This is a genomic window from Lachnoanaerobaculum sp. OBRC5-5 (genome assembly GCF_000296385.1).
GTDB lineage: Bacteria > Bacillota > Clostridia > Lachnospirales > Lachnospiraceae > Lachnoanaerobaculum.
In genome coordinates this window covers 1,530,866-1,548,320 of the sequence record NZ_JH815185.1, presented here as the reverse complement: position 1 = coordinate 1,548,320, position 17,455 = coordinate 1,530,866, and the positions used below count along the sequence as shown (strand labels likewise).

The window sequence follows — 17,455 nt, the reverse complement described above, 5'->3', positions numbered from 1 at the left end:
TTACAGACTGGCTAAAAAATAATATTGACAAGTAAAACCTTTGCTATTATAATTATTAAAGTTTTGTGACTCGAGATAAGGAGGTGAAAGAATGTCAATTTGTCCAAAGAATAAAACATCTCGTGGTAGAAGAGATAAGAGAAGAGCTAACTGGAAGATGTCAGCTACAAGTCTTGTAAAATGTCCAAAGTGCGGAGAGTTAATGCTTCCTCATAGAGTTTGTAAGGCATGTGGTTCATATAACAAGCGTGAAATAGTAACAGTAGACTAATAGACGGTATCTATAAGTTTTACTGATTGGAATAACAGGGTTGCCACTTGGTGGTGACCCTGTTATTCTATTATAGATAAAGTTAACAGCTTATGTTTCACAATCCTAAACGCAGCTATGCTTAAAAGCTTCGCAGGATTTTACGCAGCCTGTGGAACTCGTTTGTTCGCTTGAAAAGCAGCGAACTGCACTCAGACAGGTCCTCGGCTGCTGAATCCTGTCTCGCTTTTTGCGCACAGCTAAACGCTACAAGGATTGTGAAACGGTAAGCTGCAACCATAATAATACAACCATAATAATATAAGGTAGGAGTAAGTATATGAAGTGGGAGAAGTATACTCTTATTACAAAGACCGATGCGGTGGATATTTTGAGCGCATCACTTGGGGATATAGGTGTGGAAGGTATTGAAATAGAAGACAATGTACCTTTAACTGCAGAAGAAACTAAGGGAATGTTTATAGATATTTTGCCGGAGCTACCGAAGGATGAGGGAATAGCAAAGGTAAGCTTTTATCTGGATTCGGAAGCCGACAATACAAAGCTTTTGGAAGATATCAAAGCAACATTGGATGAGCTGAAAGAGTTTTGTGATATCGGTGACGGTGTACTTATAAAGTCGGAGACCGAGGATAAAGACTGGATAAACAACTGGAAACAGTATTTTAAGCCTTTTTATGTTGGAGATATCCTTATAAAGCCTACATGGGAAGAGATGCCTGAGGATGCAAAGTATAAGACTTTGATACAGATAGATCCGGGAACCGCATTCGGTACGGGAGCACATGAGACTACAAAGCTATGTATATTGGCACTTGAAAAGTATCTAAAGACTAAGCCTGAAGCCAAGGTGCTTGATGTAGGTACGGGAAGCGGAATACTTGGAATTGCGGCGCTTAAGCTTGGAGCTGAATGTGTATTCGGAACCGATCTGGATGATATGGCTATAGATGCGGTTATGGAAAATATGATCAGCAATGAAATAGGAATGACGGAGTTTGTAGCGGTATGTGGAGATATTCTGACAGATGAAAATATAATGGAGCTGGCAGGCTATGAAAAGTTTGATATTGTGACGGCCAATATTTTGGCTCCTGTTATAATAGAACTGATAAAGACTGTAGCAAAGCATATGAGAAAAGGCGGAATATTTATTACATCGGGAATAATAGATACAAAGGAAGCCGATGTAGTTCTTGCCTTTAAAAAGAGTGAGGATTTTGAAATACTTGAAATAAATCACCTTGGCGAATGGGTAAGTATAGTAGCAAAAAAGAGGGGATAAATGTATCATTTTTTTGTATCTGAGGAGCAGATAAACGGAGAAAATGCGTATATAGAAGGTAGTGATGTCAATCATATAGTAAATGTTCTCAGAATGAAACCGGAAGAGGAACTTCTTATCAGTGTCAAAGGGGACTGGGATTATCTTTGTAAAATAGTTGATATAGAGACTGACAGGGTGAACCTTAAAGTGCTTGAGAGTATGGAACAAAGGGAATTGCCTGTAAATATTACTTTGCTTCAGGGGATTCCGAAGTCTGATAAACTGGAGATGATAATACAAAAGGCGGTTGAACTTGGTGTAAATGAGATAATACCTGTAAAGACCAAGAGAGTCGTTGTAAAGATAGATGAAAAGAAAGCAGGCGCTAAAGTAAGCAGATGGAATGCCATTGCAGAGAGTGCGGCAAAACAGTCAAAAAGAAGTATTATACCGAAAGTATATGAGCCTATGTCTATAGATAATGCACTTGAAATTGTAAAGGATTTTGGTGTAAAATTAATACCCTATGAGAATGCGGACGGAATAGATAAGACCAGAAAAATACTGGACGGTATGGATAAAACGAAGGATATTGTTGTATTTATCGGGCCTGAGGGAGGATTTGAAGAGGCGGAAGTTGAAAGAATAAAAAACTCCGGCTTTGAAGTCATTACACTCGGTAAAAGAATATTAAGAACAGAAACAGCCGGACTTGCATTACTCAGTAATATAATGATCAGATTGGAAGATGAATAGATGGACGTATATTTTGACAACTCGGCCTCTACAAAGGTAAGCGAAAAAGCCATAGAAATAATGCTTAAGACCATGAGGGATGATTACGCCAATACAAGCGGCAAGCATATAAAGGGTGTGGAAGCTGAAAGCTATGTAAAAGATGCGGCGGATATTATAGCTAAGACTTTAAAAGTAAAAAAAGGCGAAATAATCTTTACTTCAGGCGGTACGGAATCCAATAATATGGCGCTTATCGGTGGAGCCATGAGCAGGAAAAGATACGGAAAGCATATAATAATATCGGGAATTGAGCATCCTGCGGTATACAGGCCTGCTGAATTTTTGACGGAACAGGGATTTGAACTTTCAGTGCTTCCTGTAAACTCTGAAGGACAGGTGGATCTTGAATTATTAAAGTCAACTCTCAGAGATGACACAGTTTTGGTTTCCGTAATGTATGTAAATAACGAAATAGGAGCCATAGAACCTGTAGAAGAAATTTCAAGGATAATAAAGGCTAAGAATAAAGATATATTATTTCATGTGGATGCCATACAGGCTTACACAAAGCTTAGAATAAATCCTAAATCACAGGGTATTGATATGCTTTCAGCATCAGGCCATAAGTTTCACGGACCGAAGGGTGTGGGATTTTTATACATTGACAGCAATGTAAAGATAAATCCGATAATCTTTGGAGGCGGACATCAAAGAGGCATGAGAAGCGGAACGCTAAACACTACCGGAATTGCCGGAATGGGAGTTGCCGCAAAGGAAGCCTATGAAAATTTTGATGAGAGAATAAATAAAATATCGGATTTGAAATACTATTTGATGGATGAGCTTGAAAAATTAGAAGGCGCGGTTTTAAATACAGGCAGGGGTGAAAATTTTGCACCTCAAGTTATAAGCGTATCATTTGAGGATATTCGTGCGGAAGTTCTACTGCACGCTTTGGAAGACAGAGGAATCTATGTTTCAAGCGGTTCCGCATGTTCGTCAAATCATCCGGGTATATCAGGTACATTAAAGGCTATAGGTGTAAGGGACGATCTTTTGGACGCTACTATAAGAATCTCTTTGTCGGAGCTTAACAATAAGGAAGAGGCTGATTATTTAATAAAGAACTTAAAGGAACTTTTGCCGCTTCTTAGAAAATTTGTGAGGAAATAATGAAGTACAAATCATTTTTAATTAAATACGGTGAGATAGGCGTAAAGGGTAAAAACAGATATATGTTTGAGGATGCCCTTATGAAACAGATAAGAACCGCCTTAAAAGAAGTAGAAGGAAAGTTTAATGTATCCAAGGAGCTTGGAAGAATCTATGTGGACATGGATGGCGATTATGATTATGAGGAAGCGATTGACAGACTCAGTAAGGTATTCGGTATAGTCGGAATCTGTCCGATGGTCAGAATAGAATCAAAGGATTATGAAAACCTGAAAGTAAAGGTGGTAGAGTATGTGGATGCGGTGTATCCTGACAAGAACTTTACTTTCAAGGTAGATACAAGAAGAGCCGACAAGAGTTTCCCGGGAACATCTGAGAGCATCAATGCGGAACTTGGCGAGGTGATTTTAAATGCATTTCCGGAAATAAAGGTTAATGTAAGAAAGCCTGATGTACTTATAAAGGTCGAGATAAGAACATATATCAATATATATTCGGTTGAAATACCGGGACCGGGCGGAATGCCTATAGGTACAAACGGAAGCGCCATGCTTTTACTTTCGGGCGGTATAGATTCACCTGTTGCCGGATATATGATTGCAAAAAGAGGAGTAAGAGTGGAGGCTGTATATTTCCATGCACCGCCTTATACTTCAGAGAGAGCAAAGAGAAAGGTTATAGAGCTTGCGGAGCTGGTTTCAAAATATACCGGTCCGCTAAATTTACATATAATCAACTTTACAGATATACAGCTTGCAATATACGAGCACTGTCCGCATGATGAACTTACAATTATCATGAGAAGATACATGATGAAGATAGCTGAAAGAATTGCCGTAGAAAACGGAGATCAGGCTCTTATTACAGGTGAGAGTATAGGACAGGTGGCTTCTCAGACAATACAGTCTTTGCTTACTACAGATGCGGCTGCCACTTTGCCGGTATTCAGACCTCTTATAGGTTTTGATAAGCAGGAAATAGTTGAGATCTCGGAAAAAATAGGTACTTATGAGACTTCTATACAGCCTTATGAGGACTGCTGTACCATATTTGTGGCAAAGCATCCGGTGACAAAACCTGTTTTGGAAAATATAGAAAGGTCTGAAGAAAAGCTTGAAGGAATCATAGATGAGCTTATGGAAAAGGCCCTGGAAACAAAAGAAAGAATCTTGGTGAAAGCCTGAAATAAAAAAGTCTGACAGGAAATCCTGTCAGACTTAAAAAATAAATTATTTGATGATATATGGAGAGAGTGCCTCAAGTATCTGCTCTACATTATCCTCTGCGTGAATGTTAAGATCGATCGGCTTTGACAAATCCAGGCTGAAGATACCCATTATTGATTTTGCATCTATAACATATCTTCCTGAAACCAAGTCAAAGTCTACATCGTACTTAGCTAATTCATTTACAAATGACTTTACTTTGTCAATAGAATTAAGGGAAATTTGAACTGTTTTCATATAATCCTCCATGAAAAAAATATTGTGATAAATGCAACAGATACTTTCAGGTATTTGCACATTTAAATCTATGTATATCCTATATAAATTTTTAAGTAAAGTCAATGACATTTGATAAGTTAGAAAGGTTTTTTATGAAAACTGTTGCGTTTCATACACTCGGCTGCAAAGTAAATACATATGAGACAGAGGCGATGCAGCAGCTTATGGAGTCTGCAGGCTATAGATGTGTCGAGTTCACAGAAAGAGCGGATGTTTATATAATAAATACCTGTTCGGTTACAAATATTGCAGACAGAAAATCAAGACAAATGCTTCACAGAGCCAGAAAGATGAATGAGGATGCCATAGTAGTTGCGGCAGGATGCTATGTGGAGTCTGCAAAGAATAAGATAGATGAAGATCTGAGTATAGATATAATCGTAGGAAATAATAATAAGAATGATATTGTAAATATAATAAACGAATATTTACAGGATAAAATAAAGAATAAATTCATCATTGATATAAATAAAGAGACTGAGTATGAAGAATTTAATATACGAAAAATAAACGACCATACCAGAGCTTTTATAAAGGTTCAGGACGGATGCAATCAGTTTTGTTCGTATTGCATTATTCCTTTTACCAGAGGTAGGGTAAGAAGCAGAAAGATGGAAAATATACTTAATGAGGTGAAAAACCTCTCGGCTTCAGGATATAAGGAAATAGTACTTACAGGTATACATCTCTCATCATATGGTGTGGACTTTTTGGATGAGTCCTATAATAAGAGAATGGAAAAACTTACTCAAACTGAGGAAAGTGATGAGGAATTTGTTACCAAGAATGAGCTTCTTTGTCTGATAGAAAATATTGCGAATATAGAGGGAATAGAGAGAGTACGTATAGGTTCTTTGGAGCCGAGGATTATACAGGAAAACTTTATTAAAAGTCTCAGCAATATAGATAAGTTTTGCCCGCATTTTCATTTGAGCTTACAAAGCGGCTGTGATAGGACTCTAAAAAGTATGAACAGAAAGTACACTGCCGATGAGTTTTATGAAGGAGTAAAACTTATAAGAAAATATTTTGATTCACCTGCGATTACCACAGATATTATTGTGGGATTTCCGGGAGAAACAAAGAAGGACTTTGAAGAGAGTAAAGCTTTCGTAGAAAAGGTGAAATTCTATGAGACACATATCTTCCCTTATTCCATAAGAGAAGGTACAAAGGCGGCAAATATGCCACAGGTGGACGGAAATGAGAAAGCACAGAGAGCAAATATTTTAAATGAAATCAATCTTAAAAATCAAAGGGAGTTTAGAGCTTCAAGGATCGGAAAAGAAGATGAGCTGCTTTGTGAGGAGATTTTCATAAAAGACGGAGTAGAATATTTTACAGGTTATACAAAGGAATATGTGAAGGTTGCTGTTTTAAACAGTGATTTAAAGACTAATGATATAGTAAGAGGAAAGATAGTTGATTTCCTTACAGACGATATTTTATTGCTTGAGAAATCATAGATATTAATTCTTTATTTTTTAATAAGAAAAAATAATATTGCATTATAACCTGTAATCGTATAAAATCAATATTATTAGAAAAGGAAGCGTGACGGTATGGATGTTCAGAATACACAATATTTTAGGGCAGTACAAGAAAATAAAATGGATGTGAATGAAGTGTTAAAGCTTGTGTATGAAGCTATGACAGAAAAAGGATACAATCCGTTGAATCAGATTGTTGGCTATGTGATGTCAGGAGATCCGACATATATCACGAGTCATAAGAGTGCAAGAAGTCTTATCATGAAAGTAGAGCGTGATGAGATAGTCGAAGAGTTATTAAAAAGCTATATTGAAAAGAATCTTAGCTGAACTTTTTTGAGATAAAATCTCATCAAGCTGCGTGATGGACCTTCTGGGGCTGGGTCATACAACAAAACATATTTAAAAGTATGAGATAAGATGTATGAAGAAGTTTGCTTTGCCGGTAGACTTCTTTTTATATATTGAATTTAGAGGTGAATTTGAAAGAAAGAATCATGGGACTTGATTATGGTTCAAAGACTATAGGTGTGGCTATAAGTGACGCATTGGGACTTACCGCACAGCCTTTTGAAACCATAGAACGAAATGCGGAAAATAAACTCAGAAGATCTCTGGCAAGGATAGCGGAGATAGTCAAAGAGAAAGATATAAAGAAAATAGTAGTAGGTTTGCCGGTAAATATGGACGGGGGCAGCGGAGAAAGAGTGGCTCTTACTTTGGAATTTGTAGAAAAGTTGAAGTCAAGAGTTGATGTGCCCATCATTATGCAGGATGAAAGACTTACAACAAAAGAAGCGGATGAAATACTTGACGAATCAGGTGTAAAAAAGCAGGACAGAAAACAGTTTATAGATCAGGTGGCGGCAAGTATTATATTGAAAGAATATATGGAGAAAGAAAATGGACAATAACAGCATACATTTTGTAACAGAGGATGGGGAAAATATCGATTTTACAATTATAGATGAAACCAAGTTAAACGGTATCAGCTATATATTGGTTACAGACAGTCCGGATGATGAAAGTGGAGACTGCTATATCATGAAAGATATTTCAAAAAAGGACGATGAAGAGGCCAATTATATTTTTGTAGAAGATGAGAAGGAACTGGATGCGGTATTTGAAATCTTTCAAAATATGATGGATGATGATGTTGAAATTATAAAATGAGTTACCCTTGTTCGGTAATCATTATGTGAATATAAGTACAAATAAGAAAGGAATAAAATTTGAACGAGAATGAGAAAAATCCGTTGCTGAATATGCAAAGAATTATGCAGGAAAGCAGGGAGTTAAGCGAAGCCGGTGCAACTGAGATGGGTGAGAGTGCATCGGAAAAGAAGGTTAAGAAGGAAAGAACTGTAAATGCAAGATTAAAGCATGAACAGGTGACAAAAAAGACTACAGGACAAAAAAAGAGTTCTGAAAAAGATAAAAAGTCTGAAAACGGTACAAAAACTTCAGAAGAAAATAAACCGGCTGAGAAAAAACAGACTAAAAAAACTGTAAGTAAAAGAGTGAAGCCTGCAGAAAGTACAAAAGAGGATGTAGTCCTCAATGACAGTCAGGTTTCGGATACAAAGAAAAATAAAGCAAGATATGTCGGACCTGCAGATAATAATGTGCCTTCTTTGGCTGAACAGGTATCAAGTATTTTGATGGAAAATACAAATAAAAAGAGAAGAGGCAGAGTCGCTAAAAAGTCAAATAAAAAGGTGAAAATCATACCGCTTGGAGGACTTGAGCAGATAGGTATGAATATCACAGCCTTTGAATATGATGACAGTATTATGGTAGTGGATTGCGGACTGGCATTCCCAAGTGATGATATGCTTGGAATAGATCTTGTAATTCCGGATATCACATATTTAAAGGACAACTATCTTAAAGTAAAGGGCTTTTGCATAACTCACGGTCATGAGGATCATATCGGTGCCCTACCTTATATATTAAAGCAGCTCAATGTACCTGTATACGGTACAAGGCTGACCTGTGCTTTGATTGAAAAGAAACTTAAAGAGCATCAAATTGATGATACCGCAAAACTTCATATAGTTAAATACGGTGATACTGTAAGTCTCGGCGACTTTAAGGTGGAGTTTGTAAAGACAAATCACTCTATTGCCGATGCGGCATCACTTGCCATATTTACACCGGCAGGTACAATATTCCACACCGGAGACTTTAAGGTGGACTATACACCTGTATTCGGAGATCCGGCAGATCTTGGAAGAATGGCCGAAATCGGTAAGGCGGGATGTCTTGCGATGCTTTCGGATTCTACCAATGCTACAAGACCGGGATTTACCATGTCTGAGAGAACGGTCGGAAAGACTTTTGATTTGATATTTGCCGAGCATAGAGACAGCAGAATAATAGTTGCCACATTTGCATCAAATGTGGACAGAGTGCAGCAGATAATAAATACGGCATACAAGTATGACAGAAAAGTGGTGGTGGAAGGACGAAGCATGGTAAATGTTATCGGAACCGCCGCAGAGCTTGGCTATATTGATATTCCTGAAGGAACACTTATAGATATAGATCATTTAAAGGACTATCCGCTTGAAAAGACTGTAATTATTACAACAGGAAGTCAGGGTGAGTCCATGGCGGCTCTTTCAAGAATGGCTTCATCAATCCACAGAAAAGTGGAGATTGTACCGGAAGATGTTATTATAATGAGTTCAACCCCTATTCCGGGAAATGAAAAGGCCGTATCAAAGGTTATAAATGAGCTTTCAATGAAGGGTGCAGAGGTTATCTTCCAGGATACTCATGTATCGGGTCACGCATGTCAGGAAGAGATAAAGCTTATGTATTCACTTTTAAAGCCTAAGTTTGCACTGCCTGTGCACGGTGAATACAGACATCTTATGGCAGGAAAAGGACTTGCAGAGGCTGTTGGAATCCCAAGTGAGAATGTACTTATCATGTCAAGCGGTGATGTGGTCGAACTTAGTGAGGATTCATGTAAGATAACAGGTCATGTAGAGGCCGGCGGAGTCTTTGTAGACGGACTTGGAGTAGGTGATGTAGGAAATATTGTGCTTCGTGATAGGCAAAGCTTGTCACAAAATGGTATAATAATAGTGGCAATGAGTCTTGAACATGGAACAAACAGACTTTTATCAGGTCCCGACATAGTTTCAAGGGGCTTTGTATATGTAAGAGAGTCTACAGATTTGATGAACGAGGCAAGCGCAGTTGTCAGAGAGGCTGTGGCGGATTGTCTTCATGCCAGAATCACAGATTGGTCAAAGATAAAGAATGTTGTAAGAGATTCTTTAAGCGAGTTTTTGTGGAAGAGGATGAAGAGAAATCCTGTAATATTGCCAATAATAATGGAGATACATTAGTAAATGAGCAAAGAAACTACATCAAAAAGGAAAACAAAGAGAAGAGTTGCATCTTTTTTCGGAAGATTAATCATGTATATTATGATACTGGGATTGATAGCAGGTATACCTTTTGCCTATAATTTCGGACATAGTGTATTCTATGCCTCAAGTGTGGATTCACCACCGGGCAACAATGTTCAGGTGAATATAACGGACGGTATGAATTTTGATGAACTTGCCGATATACTTTATGATAAGGGTGTCATAGAAAATAAGTTTTCCTTTAAGATACAGGCAAAGTTTTTTGAAATCAGAATGCATGCAGGGGATTATACATTTAACACATCACAGACAACAAGACAGATGCTTGAGATGATTGATGACGGAGTTTTGGAGAATAATGTAAATGATAACAAATCTTAAGGTTTTGGAATATTTGGATATTATTTCTCCCGTCAATTCACAGACTGTAGAGGAAATAAGGTCTGTTGCAAAGGAAAACTATATTCCGATAATAAAAAGAGACACTGAAAATCTTTTGAAATTTGTTTTGAAAATGCAAAATCCCAAGTCGATTTTGGAGATAGGTTGTGCTGTCGGGTATTCAGCCATAATTATGCTGGAAAACTCCGATGCGGATATAGTAACTGTTGAAAAAATGCCTGAGAGAGTGGAAGAAGCTAAAAAAAATATTAAGTATGCTAATCTGGAAGACAGAGCGAAAATCATTGAGGGTGATGCCGGGGAAATACTGGAAAGGCTTGTAAATGAAAATAAAAAATTTGATTTTATTTTCATGGATGCGGCAAAGGCACAGTATATTACATGGTTGCCAACGGTGAAAGCTCTTTTGAAGGATAAGGGAATAATTTTTTCGGATAATTGTTTGCAGGAGGGAGACTTGTTAGAGTCTTCCTTTGCAATAAGAAAAAGAGATAAGACCATACATAAGAGAATGAGAGATTATATTTATCTTCTTTTACATGATGAAGATTTGGAGTCATGGATATTTTCAATAGGAGATGGAGTTTTACTTAGCAGAAGTAGGAGGTAAATTGAGAGATTTAGAACTTTTAATACCGGCAGGCAATCTTGAAAACCTTAAGGTTGCGATAGATTACGGTGCCGATGCGGTATATATAGGCGGTGAGTTTTTCAGCCTGAGAGCAAAGGCAAAGAATTTTACAAAAGAGGATATGAAGTCCGGAATAAAATATGCACATGAAAGAGGTAAAAAGGTCTATGTAACGGCCAATATCCTTGGACATAATGATGATTTGGATGCGGCAAGAGGCTATTTTGAGGAATTAAAAGAAATAGGACCTGACGCTCTCATAATATCGGACCCGGGAATATTTACAGTGGCAAAGGAAGTCTGGCCTGAGGTGGAAATACATATATCAACACAGGCAAATAATACAAACTATGCCACCTACCTTTTTTGGTGGAAGCTTGGAGCCTCAAGAGTTGTTACAGCCAGAGAGCTTTCACTTGAGGAGATAAAAAAGATCAGAGACAATATCCCTGAGGAGATGGAGATAGAGACATTTGTACATGGAGCTATGTGTATGTCATACTCCGGAAGATGTTTGCTCAGCAATTTCTTTACAGGTAAAGATGCCAATCGTGGAGAATGTACTCATTCCTGCAGATGGAAATATTCCGTAGTGGAGGAAAAAAGACCGGGAGAGTATATGCCGGTTTATGAAAACGAGAGAGGAACATATATCTTCAATTCAAAAGATCTCTGTATGATTGAGTATATTCCGGAACTTATAGAGGCCGGTATAGACAGCTTTAAGATAGAGGGCAGAATGAAGACCGCACTCTATGTTGCAACTGTGGCAAGAACATACAGAAAGGCTATAGACGATTATTTAAAATCGCCTGAGACCTTTAAAGAAAACCTTGAATGGTATAAATCAGAGATAGGAAAATGTACTTACAGAGAGTTTACTACCGGATTTTTCTTCGGAAAGCCGGACAGTGATACACAGATTTATGACAGCAATACCTATGTAAAAAATTATATTTATATAGGAACTGTAAACGAAGTAGATGAAAAGGGTAGAGCGATATTTAACCAAAAGAACAGATTCTTTGTTGGAGACAACATTGAGATTATGAAAAAGAACGGTGAAAATATATCTTTATGTGTTGAGTCTATTGAAGATGAGAAGGATGAGAAGATGGAGAGTGCTCCACACCCTATGCAACTTTTGAAAGTGACATTTGATAAACAGGTAGCTGAAGAAGGAGATATATTACGAATTTATAATCCCGAAAGACAGTAGTGGAGGTATAATGTTTTTATTTATACTTGGAATATTATGCGGGATATATGGGACTGTAGTTATTTTTATGGCAGGCTTTTTGGAATTGCAAAATTACATATGGTATGTATTTGCATTTGTATTTTTTGCCCTGGGTAAACTTATCAAACTTTATCTAAATAAGAGAATTCCATTGTGGTCTGTGGTATCTGTCTGTACTTTGGCGACTCTTGGAATTCTTATTTTTGTTATAACGGTAGTTGTAATAAGACTTTCGGTGCCTAAGGATGACAAAAAATCATTGGATTTTTTAGTCATACTTGGTGCCAAGACAGATTTTGATAAGAAAGAAAGTGACTGCATATACAGACTTGAAAAGGCTATAGATTATATAAATGAAAATCCCGGTACAATTATTGTTATAAGCAGCGGAATGCAAAAAAACGGAAAAATTGAATCACTTGAAATGGCGGATTATCTTATGGAAAGAGGCATTGACAAAGATAATATTCTTGTAGAAGTTGAGTCACATAATACAAGAGAAAATCTGATATATTCAAAAGCTCTTTTAGATAAGTATGATGAAGAGATGAAGATAAATACGGATTTTATAATCAGAAACGATATGGGTCCGGTTGAAGTTGTGGAAGCAAGACCGGAGACCATAGGTATTTTGACAAATGATTTTCATATATTCAGAGCTATGCAGGTGGCAAAAAAGCTTGGATATACACAAGTTTCGCCTATAAGTGCAAAGTCCGGTAATGTTCTTTATTTACATATGCTCGTAAGAGAGACATTTGCAATTTTGAAGTACAAGTTTTTAGGATACATTTAAATTTTACCAAGGAGGCAGATATTGAAAAATTATAATATTGATGAAGAGTTAAAACATATAAAAGAATTGTCGGCATATGAGATCAAAGATATATCGGATATCGAAGAAATCAGTGCAAAAGCGGTTGTTCTTGAACATAAAAAGACAAAGGCAAGAGTTTTCACCTTGCTTTCAGATGATGATAATAAGGTGTTTACGATAGGATTCAGAACACCTTCAAAGGATTCTACAGGAGTTGCCCATATTTTGGAGCATTCCGTACTTTGCGGTTCTAAAAAGTTTCCTGCAAAGGATCCCTTTGTAGAACTTGTAAAGGGTTCATTGAACACATTTTTAAATGCAATTACATATCCTGACAAGACGGTTTATCCGGTTGCATCCTGCAATGATAAGGACTTTGACAATCTTATGGAAGTTTATCTGGATGCGGTATTTTATCCTAATGTATACAATGAGGAGAAGATATTCAGGCAGGAAGGCTGGCATTATGAAGTAGTGGATGAGAAGGGTAATCCTGATGAAAACGGAGATATTATTTTAAACGGTGTAGTATACAATGAGATGAAGGGTGCTTTTTCATCTGCCGACAGTGTACTGGAAAGGTCAATAACAAAGGTGTTGTTTGAAGGACATTCTTACGGTGAGGAATCCGGTGGTGATCCTGACTTTATTCCTACACTTACATATGAGAATTTCCTTGATATGCATTCAAAGTATTATCATCCGTCAAATTCATACATTTATCTCTACGGGGATATGGATATGGCAAAAAAACTTGAGTGGATAGACAGAGAATACCTTGATAAGTTTGAATACAGAGAGGTGGATTCTAAGATAGAGGAAGTAAAGGAGCTTGAAAGTGTAAAGGAAGCAAACTTTGAATATCCTATTACAGAGGCTCAGGGTGAGGAAAATGCCACATATCTTTCATGGAATACATTGGTGGGCGGAGAGCTTGATCCGGTTGTTTCTATGGGATTTCATATACTTGAGTATGTACTTATAGACGCACCGGGAGCATATCTTACCGACGCACTTATTGATGCGGGCATAGGAGAGGATGTATTCGGCGGATATGCAAACGGAATCTCTATGCCATATTTCACCGTAACTTCAAAGAATACAAATCTTGACAGAAAGCCTGAGTTTTTGGCCGTTATAGAGGGTACTTTAAGGAAGCTTGCAGATGAAGGAATTGATAAAGAGACTATAAAGGCCGCTATAAATGTATTTGAATTTAAAGCAAGAGAGGCTGACTACGGTTCATATCCTAAGGGGCTTATGTACGGACTTTCAAGCTTTGATTCATGGCTTTATGATGCGGACCCTACAATACATTTGAGATTTGAAAATATTTTCAAAACTCTCAGAGAAGAGATAGATAATAATTATTTTGAAAATCTGATAAAGAATTATCTTCTTGATAACAAGAATACGGCTATAGTTACCATGACACCTAAAAAAGGTCTTACCACAAAGAAGGATGCCGATCTTAAGGCGAAGCTTAAAGCATTCAAAGATACATTGTCAAAAGAAGAGATAAAGAAGATATATGATGATACTTTGGCACTTAAAAAGTATCAGTCTGAGTCTTCAAGTGAGGAGGATCTTTTAAAGATTCCTTTACTCAGCAGAGATGATATAAGCAGAGAAGTAAAGATGCCTGAGTATGAAGAAAAGAGTATAAAGGCTTCAGGAAAAGATATACCTGTAATTCACTCAAAAGTATTTACATCGGGAATCAATTATATGAAGTTTATCTTCAATATTGACTTTGCAAATGAAGAAGAACTTAAGTATCTGGCACTTTTAAAGGAAATATTGGGCTATATAGATACAAAGAAACAAAGCTATGCGGCACTTTCCACAAATGTAAATTTAAATTCAGGTGGAGTCGGATATGTTATTGAGGCATTTGCAACCGATGCAAATCCTATAGATTTTACCTTTGCATTCAGTGTAAATGCAAAAATATTATATGGCAAAGAATCCTGGCTCTATTCCAATGTGGCTGAAGTACTCACAATGTCAAAGCTTGAGGATAAGAAGAGAGTTAAGGATATAATTGCGGAGGTAAAGGCAGGCAAGGACAGATTGGTTTCATCAGGTCATATGAGTGCACTTACAAGAGCGGGATCTTATATATCAAAGGAACTTTTATTTAACGATTTGACAAAGGGTATAGCTTATCTTAACTTCCTTGAAAATATAGATATAGAAAAAGACTTTGACAGAGTTTACGAAAACCTCTCAAGACTCTTGAAGATTACTTTCAGTGCAGATAATCTTTTGATACATACCATATGTGATGAAAAGGGATATAAGAATGCATTTAACGGAATAGAAAGTCTTACAGACAGTCTTTTCAAAGAAAGCACAAAGCCTGAAAAGGCCGTATTAAAAACAGAAATCAAAAATGAGGGATTTGTAACGCCTTCAATGGTAAACTATGTTGCAAGATTCGGAAATTTTGTAAATCACGGATTTAAATATACTGGAGTTTTAAGAGTACTGAAGGTGCTTTTAAGTTATGACTATCTGTGGAACAATATCAGAGTAAAGGGTGGCGCATACGGATGTAGCGCAATCTTTGGAAGAAGCGGAAACTCAGGTTTTGTTTCATACAGAGATCCTAATGTTTTAAATACAAATAAGGTATACGAGGGCATAGTGGACTATGTGAAAAACTTTACGGCAAATGACAGAGAGATGACAAAATCTGTAATAGGTGCAATCAGTGAACTTGACACACCTCTGACACCTTCAAGAGAGGGATTAAAGGGATTAAGCTCATATTACTCAAAAGTCAGACATGAGGATCTGGTAAAGGAAAGAGAAGAGGTATTGAATACAAGTGAGGAAGATATCAGAGCTTTGGTGCCGCTTATCGAGGCTGTGCTTTCAGACAAACTTATTTGTGCTATCGGTAATGAAGATTTGATAGAAAAGGATAAGGAACTCTTTAAAGAGGTAAAGCATCTTTATAAGGATTGATAGGAGAATATATGAAATCAGGATTTGTTGCCCTTATAGGGAGACCGAATGTAGGAAAATCAACATTGATGAATACGCTGATAGGACAAAAGATAGCTATAACATCAAATAAGCCGCAGACTACAAGAAACAGAATACAGACAGTATTTACAGACGAAAGAGGTCAGATAGTATTCCTTGACACTCCGGGTATACATAAAGCCAAAAATAAGCTTGGAGAATATATGGTAAAGGTATCTACAAGAACTTTAAGAGATGTGGATATGGTTCTCTGGCTTGTAGAACCGAGTACCTTTATAGGTGAGGGCGATGAGCATATCTTTGAGATTTTATCAAGTGTAAATATACCTGTAATACTTGCTATCAATAAAATGGATTCGCTCAAGCAAAAGGAAGATATGCTTGAGGTAATAGCCAAGTACTCGTCAAGAATGCAGTTTGCCGAAGTGGTGCCGGTATCCGCACTTAAGGGAACAAATACGGATAAGCTTCTAGATATTATATTTAAATATCTTTCAGAAGGTCCTATGTATTATGATGAGGATACGGTCACAGACCAGCCTATAAAGCAAATAGCGGCAGAGCTTATAAGAGAAAAGGCACTGAGATTTTTGCAAGAGGAGATACCTCACGGTATAGCTGTGGAGATAGATACATTTAACTACAGAGACTCGGGAGATATGGTGGATATCGAGGCTGCTATAGTATGTGAGAAAGACTCACATAAGGGAATAATTATAGGAAAGGGAGGCAGTATGCTGAAAAGAATCGGTACTGCAGCCAGAAAAGATATAGAAGGTCTGCTTGAGAGCAGAGTGAATCTGAAGCTTTGGGTAAAGGTCAGACCTAAGTGGAGAGATTCGGATGTGCAAATGAAGAATTTCGGTTACAATCCAAAGGATTTATAATGTGAGAGATTTTGTTGAATTGACGGGCATTGTTATAAAATCAATGCCCATCGGTGATTTTGACAGGCGTGTGACTATTTTTACAAAAGAGAGAGGCAAAATATATGCTTTTGCAAAAGGTGCAAGGCGTATCAACAATCAGATGATGGGATTTGCCAGAATATTTGCATATGGAAAGTTTAAACTGTATGAGGGCAGAGATTCTTATAATATAGTCAATGCGGATATTGCCAACTATTTTGAAGAGGTAAGTGCAGATATTGAGAGTACCTGCTACGGCACGTATTTTCTTGAAATGCTTGATTATTACACAAAGGAAGCTTTGGTGGATATAGAGAGCTTAAAGCTTATATATTATACATTACTGGCTTTAACCAAAAAATCCATACCTAACAGACTTGTAAGAAGAATTTTTGAACTTAAGCTTATGACAATAAACGGCGAGTATGATTTGACTCCGGGACTTAAGGATAAAACCGCCTTATATACTTGGGAATATATAATATATTCAAAGCCTGAGAAACTTTTCACCTTTGTAATCACAGAGGAGGCACTTACAGAGATAGAAAAATATATGGATATCATGATAAGGAAATATATAGACAGACATTTTCATTCTCTTGATATTCTGGAAGATATTTTATGATTTTTTCT

Annotated in this window: 18 protein-coding genes; 17 read left to right on the top strand and 1 reads right to left on the bottom strand. The window is 37.1% G+C overall.

The window, feature by feature from the left end:
- The first annotated feature begins 91 nt into the window (after positions 1-91).
- The 5 genes from rpmF to thiI all read left to right on the top strand — a co-directional run bounded on the left by rpmF (position 92) and on the right by thiI (position 4,633).
- A complete protein-coding gene (gene rpmF, locus HMPREF1135_RS07395) occupies positions 92-271 on the top strand; it encodes a 50S ribosomal protein L32 (RefSeq protein ID WP_007593730.1) in 180 nt (59 codons plus the stop codon).
- 319 nt (positions 272-590) lie between these two features.
- Positions 591-1,556: a 50S ribosomal protein L11 methyltransferase gene (prmA, locus tag HMPREF1135_RS07390; RefSeq protein WP_007593727.1), complete on the top strand. Its 966-nt coding sequence runs from the start codon at positions 591-593 to the stop codon at positions 1,554-1,556.
- A complete protein-coding gene (locus HMPREF1135_RS07385) occupies positions 1,557-2,294 on the top strand; it encodes a 16S rRNA (uracil(1498)-N(3))-methyltransferase (RefSeq protein WP_007593726.1) in 738 nt (245 codons plus the stop codon).
- Entirely contained in the window at positions 2,295-3,449 is a 1,155-nt protein-coding gene (locus HMPREF1135_RS07380; RefSeq protein WP_007593725.1) for a cysteine desulfurase family protein, read from the top strand.
- A complete protein-coding gene (thiI, locus tag HMPREF1135_RS07375; RefSeq protein WP_007593724.1) occupies positions 3,449-4,633 on the top strand; it encodes a tRNA uracil 4-sulfurtransferase ThiI in 1,185 nt (394 codons plus the stop codon). Before HMPREF1135_RS07380 ends, thiI begins: the two co-directional genes overlap by 1 nt.
- Before the next feature lie 45 nt (positions 4,634-4,678).
- On the opposite strand, the gene HMPREF1135_RS07370 is transcribed toward thiI, so the two are convergent.
- Positions 4,679-4,912 carry an HPr family phosphocarrier protein gene (locus HMPREF1135_RS07370; RefSeq protein ID WP_007593716.1) on the bottom strand — a complete coding sequence of 78 codons (234 nt, stop codon included), beginning with the start codon at positions 4,910-4,912 and terminating at the stop codon, positions 4,679-4,681.
- A 134-nt stretch (positions 4,913-5,046) separates the two neighbouring features.
- Between HMPREF1135_RS07370 and HMPREF1135_RS07365 the strand changes: the two genes are divergently transcribed.
- The 12 genes from HMPREF1135_RS07365 to recO all read left to right on the top strand — a co-directional run bounded on the left by HMPREF1135_RS07365 (position 5,047) and on the right by recO (position 17,447).
- Positions 5,047-6,420, top strand: coding sequence for a MiaB/RimO family radical SAM methylthiotransferase (locus HMPREF1135_RS07365; RefSeq protein ID WP_007593708.1), 1,374 nt, complete (start codon positions 5,047-5,049; stop codon positions 6,418-6,420).
- Positions 6,421-6,516: 96 nt separating this feature from the next.
- The gene (locus HMPREF1135_RS07360; RefSeq protein WP_007593705.1) at positions 6,517-6,774 is read left to right on the top strand and encodes an IreB family regulatory phosphoprotein; all 258 of its coding nucleotides are present in this window, start codon (positions 6,517-6,519) and stop codon (positions 6,772-6,774) included.
- 167 nt (positions 6,775-6,941) lie between these two features.
- Positions 6,942-7,358: a Holliday junction resolvase RuvX gene (ruvX, locus tag HMPREF1135_RS07355; RefSeq protein ID WP_198006715.1), complete on the top strand. Its 417-nt coding sequence runs from the start codon at positions 6,942-6,944 to the stop codon at positions 7,356-7,358.
- Positions 7,348-7,617: a DUF1292 domain-containing protein gene (locus HMPREF1135_RS07350; protein WP_007593701.1), complete on the top strand. Its 270-nt coding sequence runs from the start codon at positions 7,348-7,350 to the stop codon at positions 7,615-7,617. The genes ruvX and HMPREF1135_RS07350 overlap by 11 nt, the downstream gene beginning before the upstream one ends.
- Positions 7,618-7,676: 59 nt before the next feature.
- A complete protein-coding gene (locus HMPREF1135_RS07345) occupies positions 7,677-9,806 on the top strand; it encodes a ribonuclease J (RefSeq protein ID WP_007593700.1) in 2,130 nt (709 codons plus the stop codon).
- 3 nt (positions 9,807-9,809) lie between these two features.
- On the top strand, positions 9,810-10,211 hold the full coding sequence (locus HMPREF1135_RS07340) for an endolytic transglycosylase MltG (protein WP_007593697.1): 402 nt from the start codon (positions 9,810-9,812) through the stop codon (positions 10,209-10,211).
- Positions 10,195-10,842, top strand: coding sequence for an O-methyltransferase (locus tag HMPREF1135_RS07335; protein ID WP_007593695.1), 648 nt, complete (start codon positions 10,195-10,197; stop codon positions 10,840-10,842). Before HMPREF1135_RS07340 ends, HMPREF1135_RS07335 begins: the two co-directional genes overlap by 17 nt.
- Before the next feature lies 1 nt (position 10,843).
- The gene (locus HMPREF1135_RS07330; protein ID WP_007593692.1) at positions 10,844-12,082 is read left to right on the top strand and encodes a peptidase U32 family protein; all 1,239 of its coding nucleotides are present in this window, start codon (positions 10,844-10,846) and stop codon (positions 12,080-12,082) included.
- Positions 12,083-12,092: 10 nt separating this feature from the next.
- Positions 12,093-12,899: a YdcF family protein gene (locus HMPREF1135_RS07325; protein WP_007593687.1), complete on the top strand. Its 807-nt coding sequence runs from the start codon at positions 12,093-12,095 to the stop codon at positions 12,897-12,899.
- A gap of 21 nt (positions 12,900-12,920) precedes the next feature.
- Positions 12,921-15,893: an insulinase family protein gene (locus HMPREF1135_RS07320; protein WP_007593686.1), complete on the top strand. Its 2,973-nt coding sequence runs from the start codon at positions 12,921-12,923 to the stop codon at positions 15,891-15,893.
- Positions 15,894-15,904: 11 nt separating this feature from the next.
- Positions 15,905-16,801: a GTPase Era gene (gene era, locus HMPREF1135_RS07315; protein WP_007593685.1), complete on the top strand. Its 897-nt coding sequence runs from the start codon at positions 15,905-15,907 to the stop codon at positions 16,799-16,801.
- A gap of 1 nt (position 16,802) precedes the next feature.
- A complete protein-coding gene (recO, locus tag HMPREF1135_RS07310) occupies positions 16,803-17,447 on the top strand; it encodes a DNA repair protein RecO (protein WP_007593684.1) in 645 nt (214 codons plus the stop codon).
- The last annotated feature ends 8 nt before the right edge of the window (positions 17,448-17,455 follow it).

Bases quoted from the DNA above. Each gene is read 5' to 3' on its own strand.
- rpmF (WP_007593730.1), top strand. From the start codon at position 92: ATGTCAATTTGTCCAAAGAATAAAACATCTCGTGGTAGAAGAGATAAG.
- era (WP_007593685.1), top strand. From the start codon at position 15,905: ATGAAATCAGGATTTGTTGCCCTTATAGGGAGACCGAATGTAGGAAAA.
- prmA (WP_007593727.1), top strand. From the start codon at position 591: ATGAAGTGGGAGAAGTATACTCTTATTACAAAGACCGATGCGGTGGAT.
- HMPREF1135_RS07335 (WP_007593695.1), top strand. From the start codon at position 10,195: ATGATAACAAATCTTAAGGTTTTGGAATATTTGGATATTATTTCTCCC.
- HMPREF1135_RS07380 (WP_007593725.1), top strand. From the start codon at position 2,295: ATGGACGTATATTTTGACAACTCGGCCTCTACAAAGGTAAGCGAAAAA.
- HMPREF1135_RS07365 (WP_007593708.1), top strand. From the start codon at position 5,047: ATGAAAACTGTTGCGTTTCATACACTCGGCTGCAAAGTAAATACATAT.
- HMPREF1135_RS07370 (WP_007593716.1), bottom strand. From the start codon at position 4,912: ATGAAAACAGTTCAAATTTCCCTTAATTCTATTGACAAAGTAAAGTCA.
- HMPREF1135_RS07340 (WP_007593697.1), top strand. From the start codon at position 9,810: ATGAGCAAAGAAACTACATCAAAAAGGAAAACAAAGAGAAGAGTTGCA.
- thiI (WP_007593724.1), top strand. From the start codon at position 3,449: ATGAAGTACAAATCATTTTTAATTAAATACGGTGAGATAGGCGTAAAG.
- HMPREF1135_RS07350 (WP_007593701.1), top strand. From the start codon at position 7,348: ATGGACAATAACAGCATACATTTTGTAACAGAGGATGGGGAAAATATC.
- ruvX (WP_198006715.1), top strand. From the start codon at position 6,942: ATGGGACTTGATTATGGTTCAAAGACTATAGGTGTGGCTATAAGTGAC.
- HMPREF1135_RS07360 (WP_007593705.1), top strand. From the start codon at position 6,517: ATGGATGTTCAGAATACACAATATTTTAGGGCAGTACAAGAAAATAAA.
- HMPREF1135_RS07385 (WP_007593726.1), top strand. From the start codon at position 1,557: ATGTATCATTTTTTTGTATCTGAGGAGCAGATAAACGGAGAAAATGCG.
- HMPREF1135_RS07325 (WP_007593687.1), top strand. From the start codon at position 12,093: ATGTTTTTATTTATACTTGGAATATTATGCGGGATATATGGGACTGTA.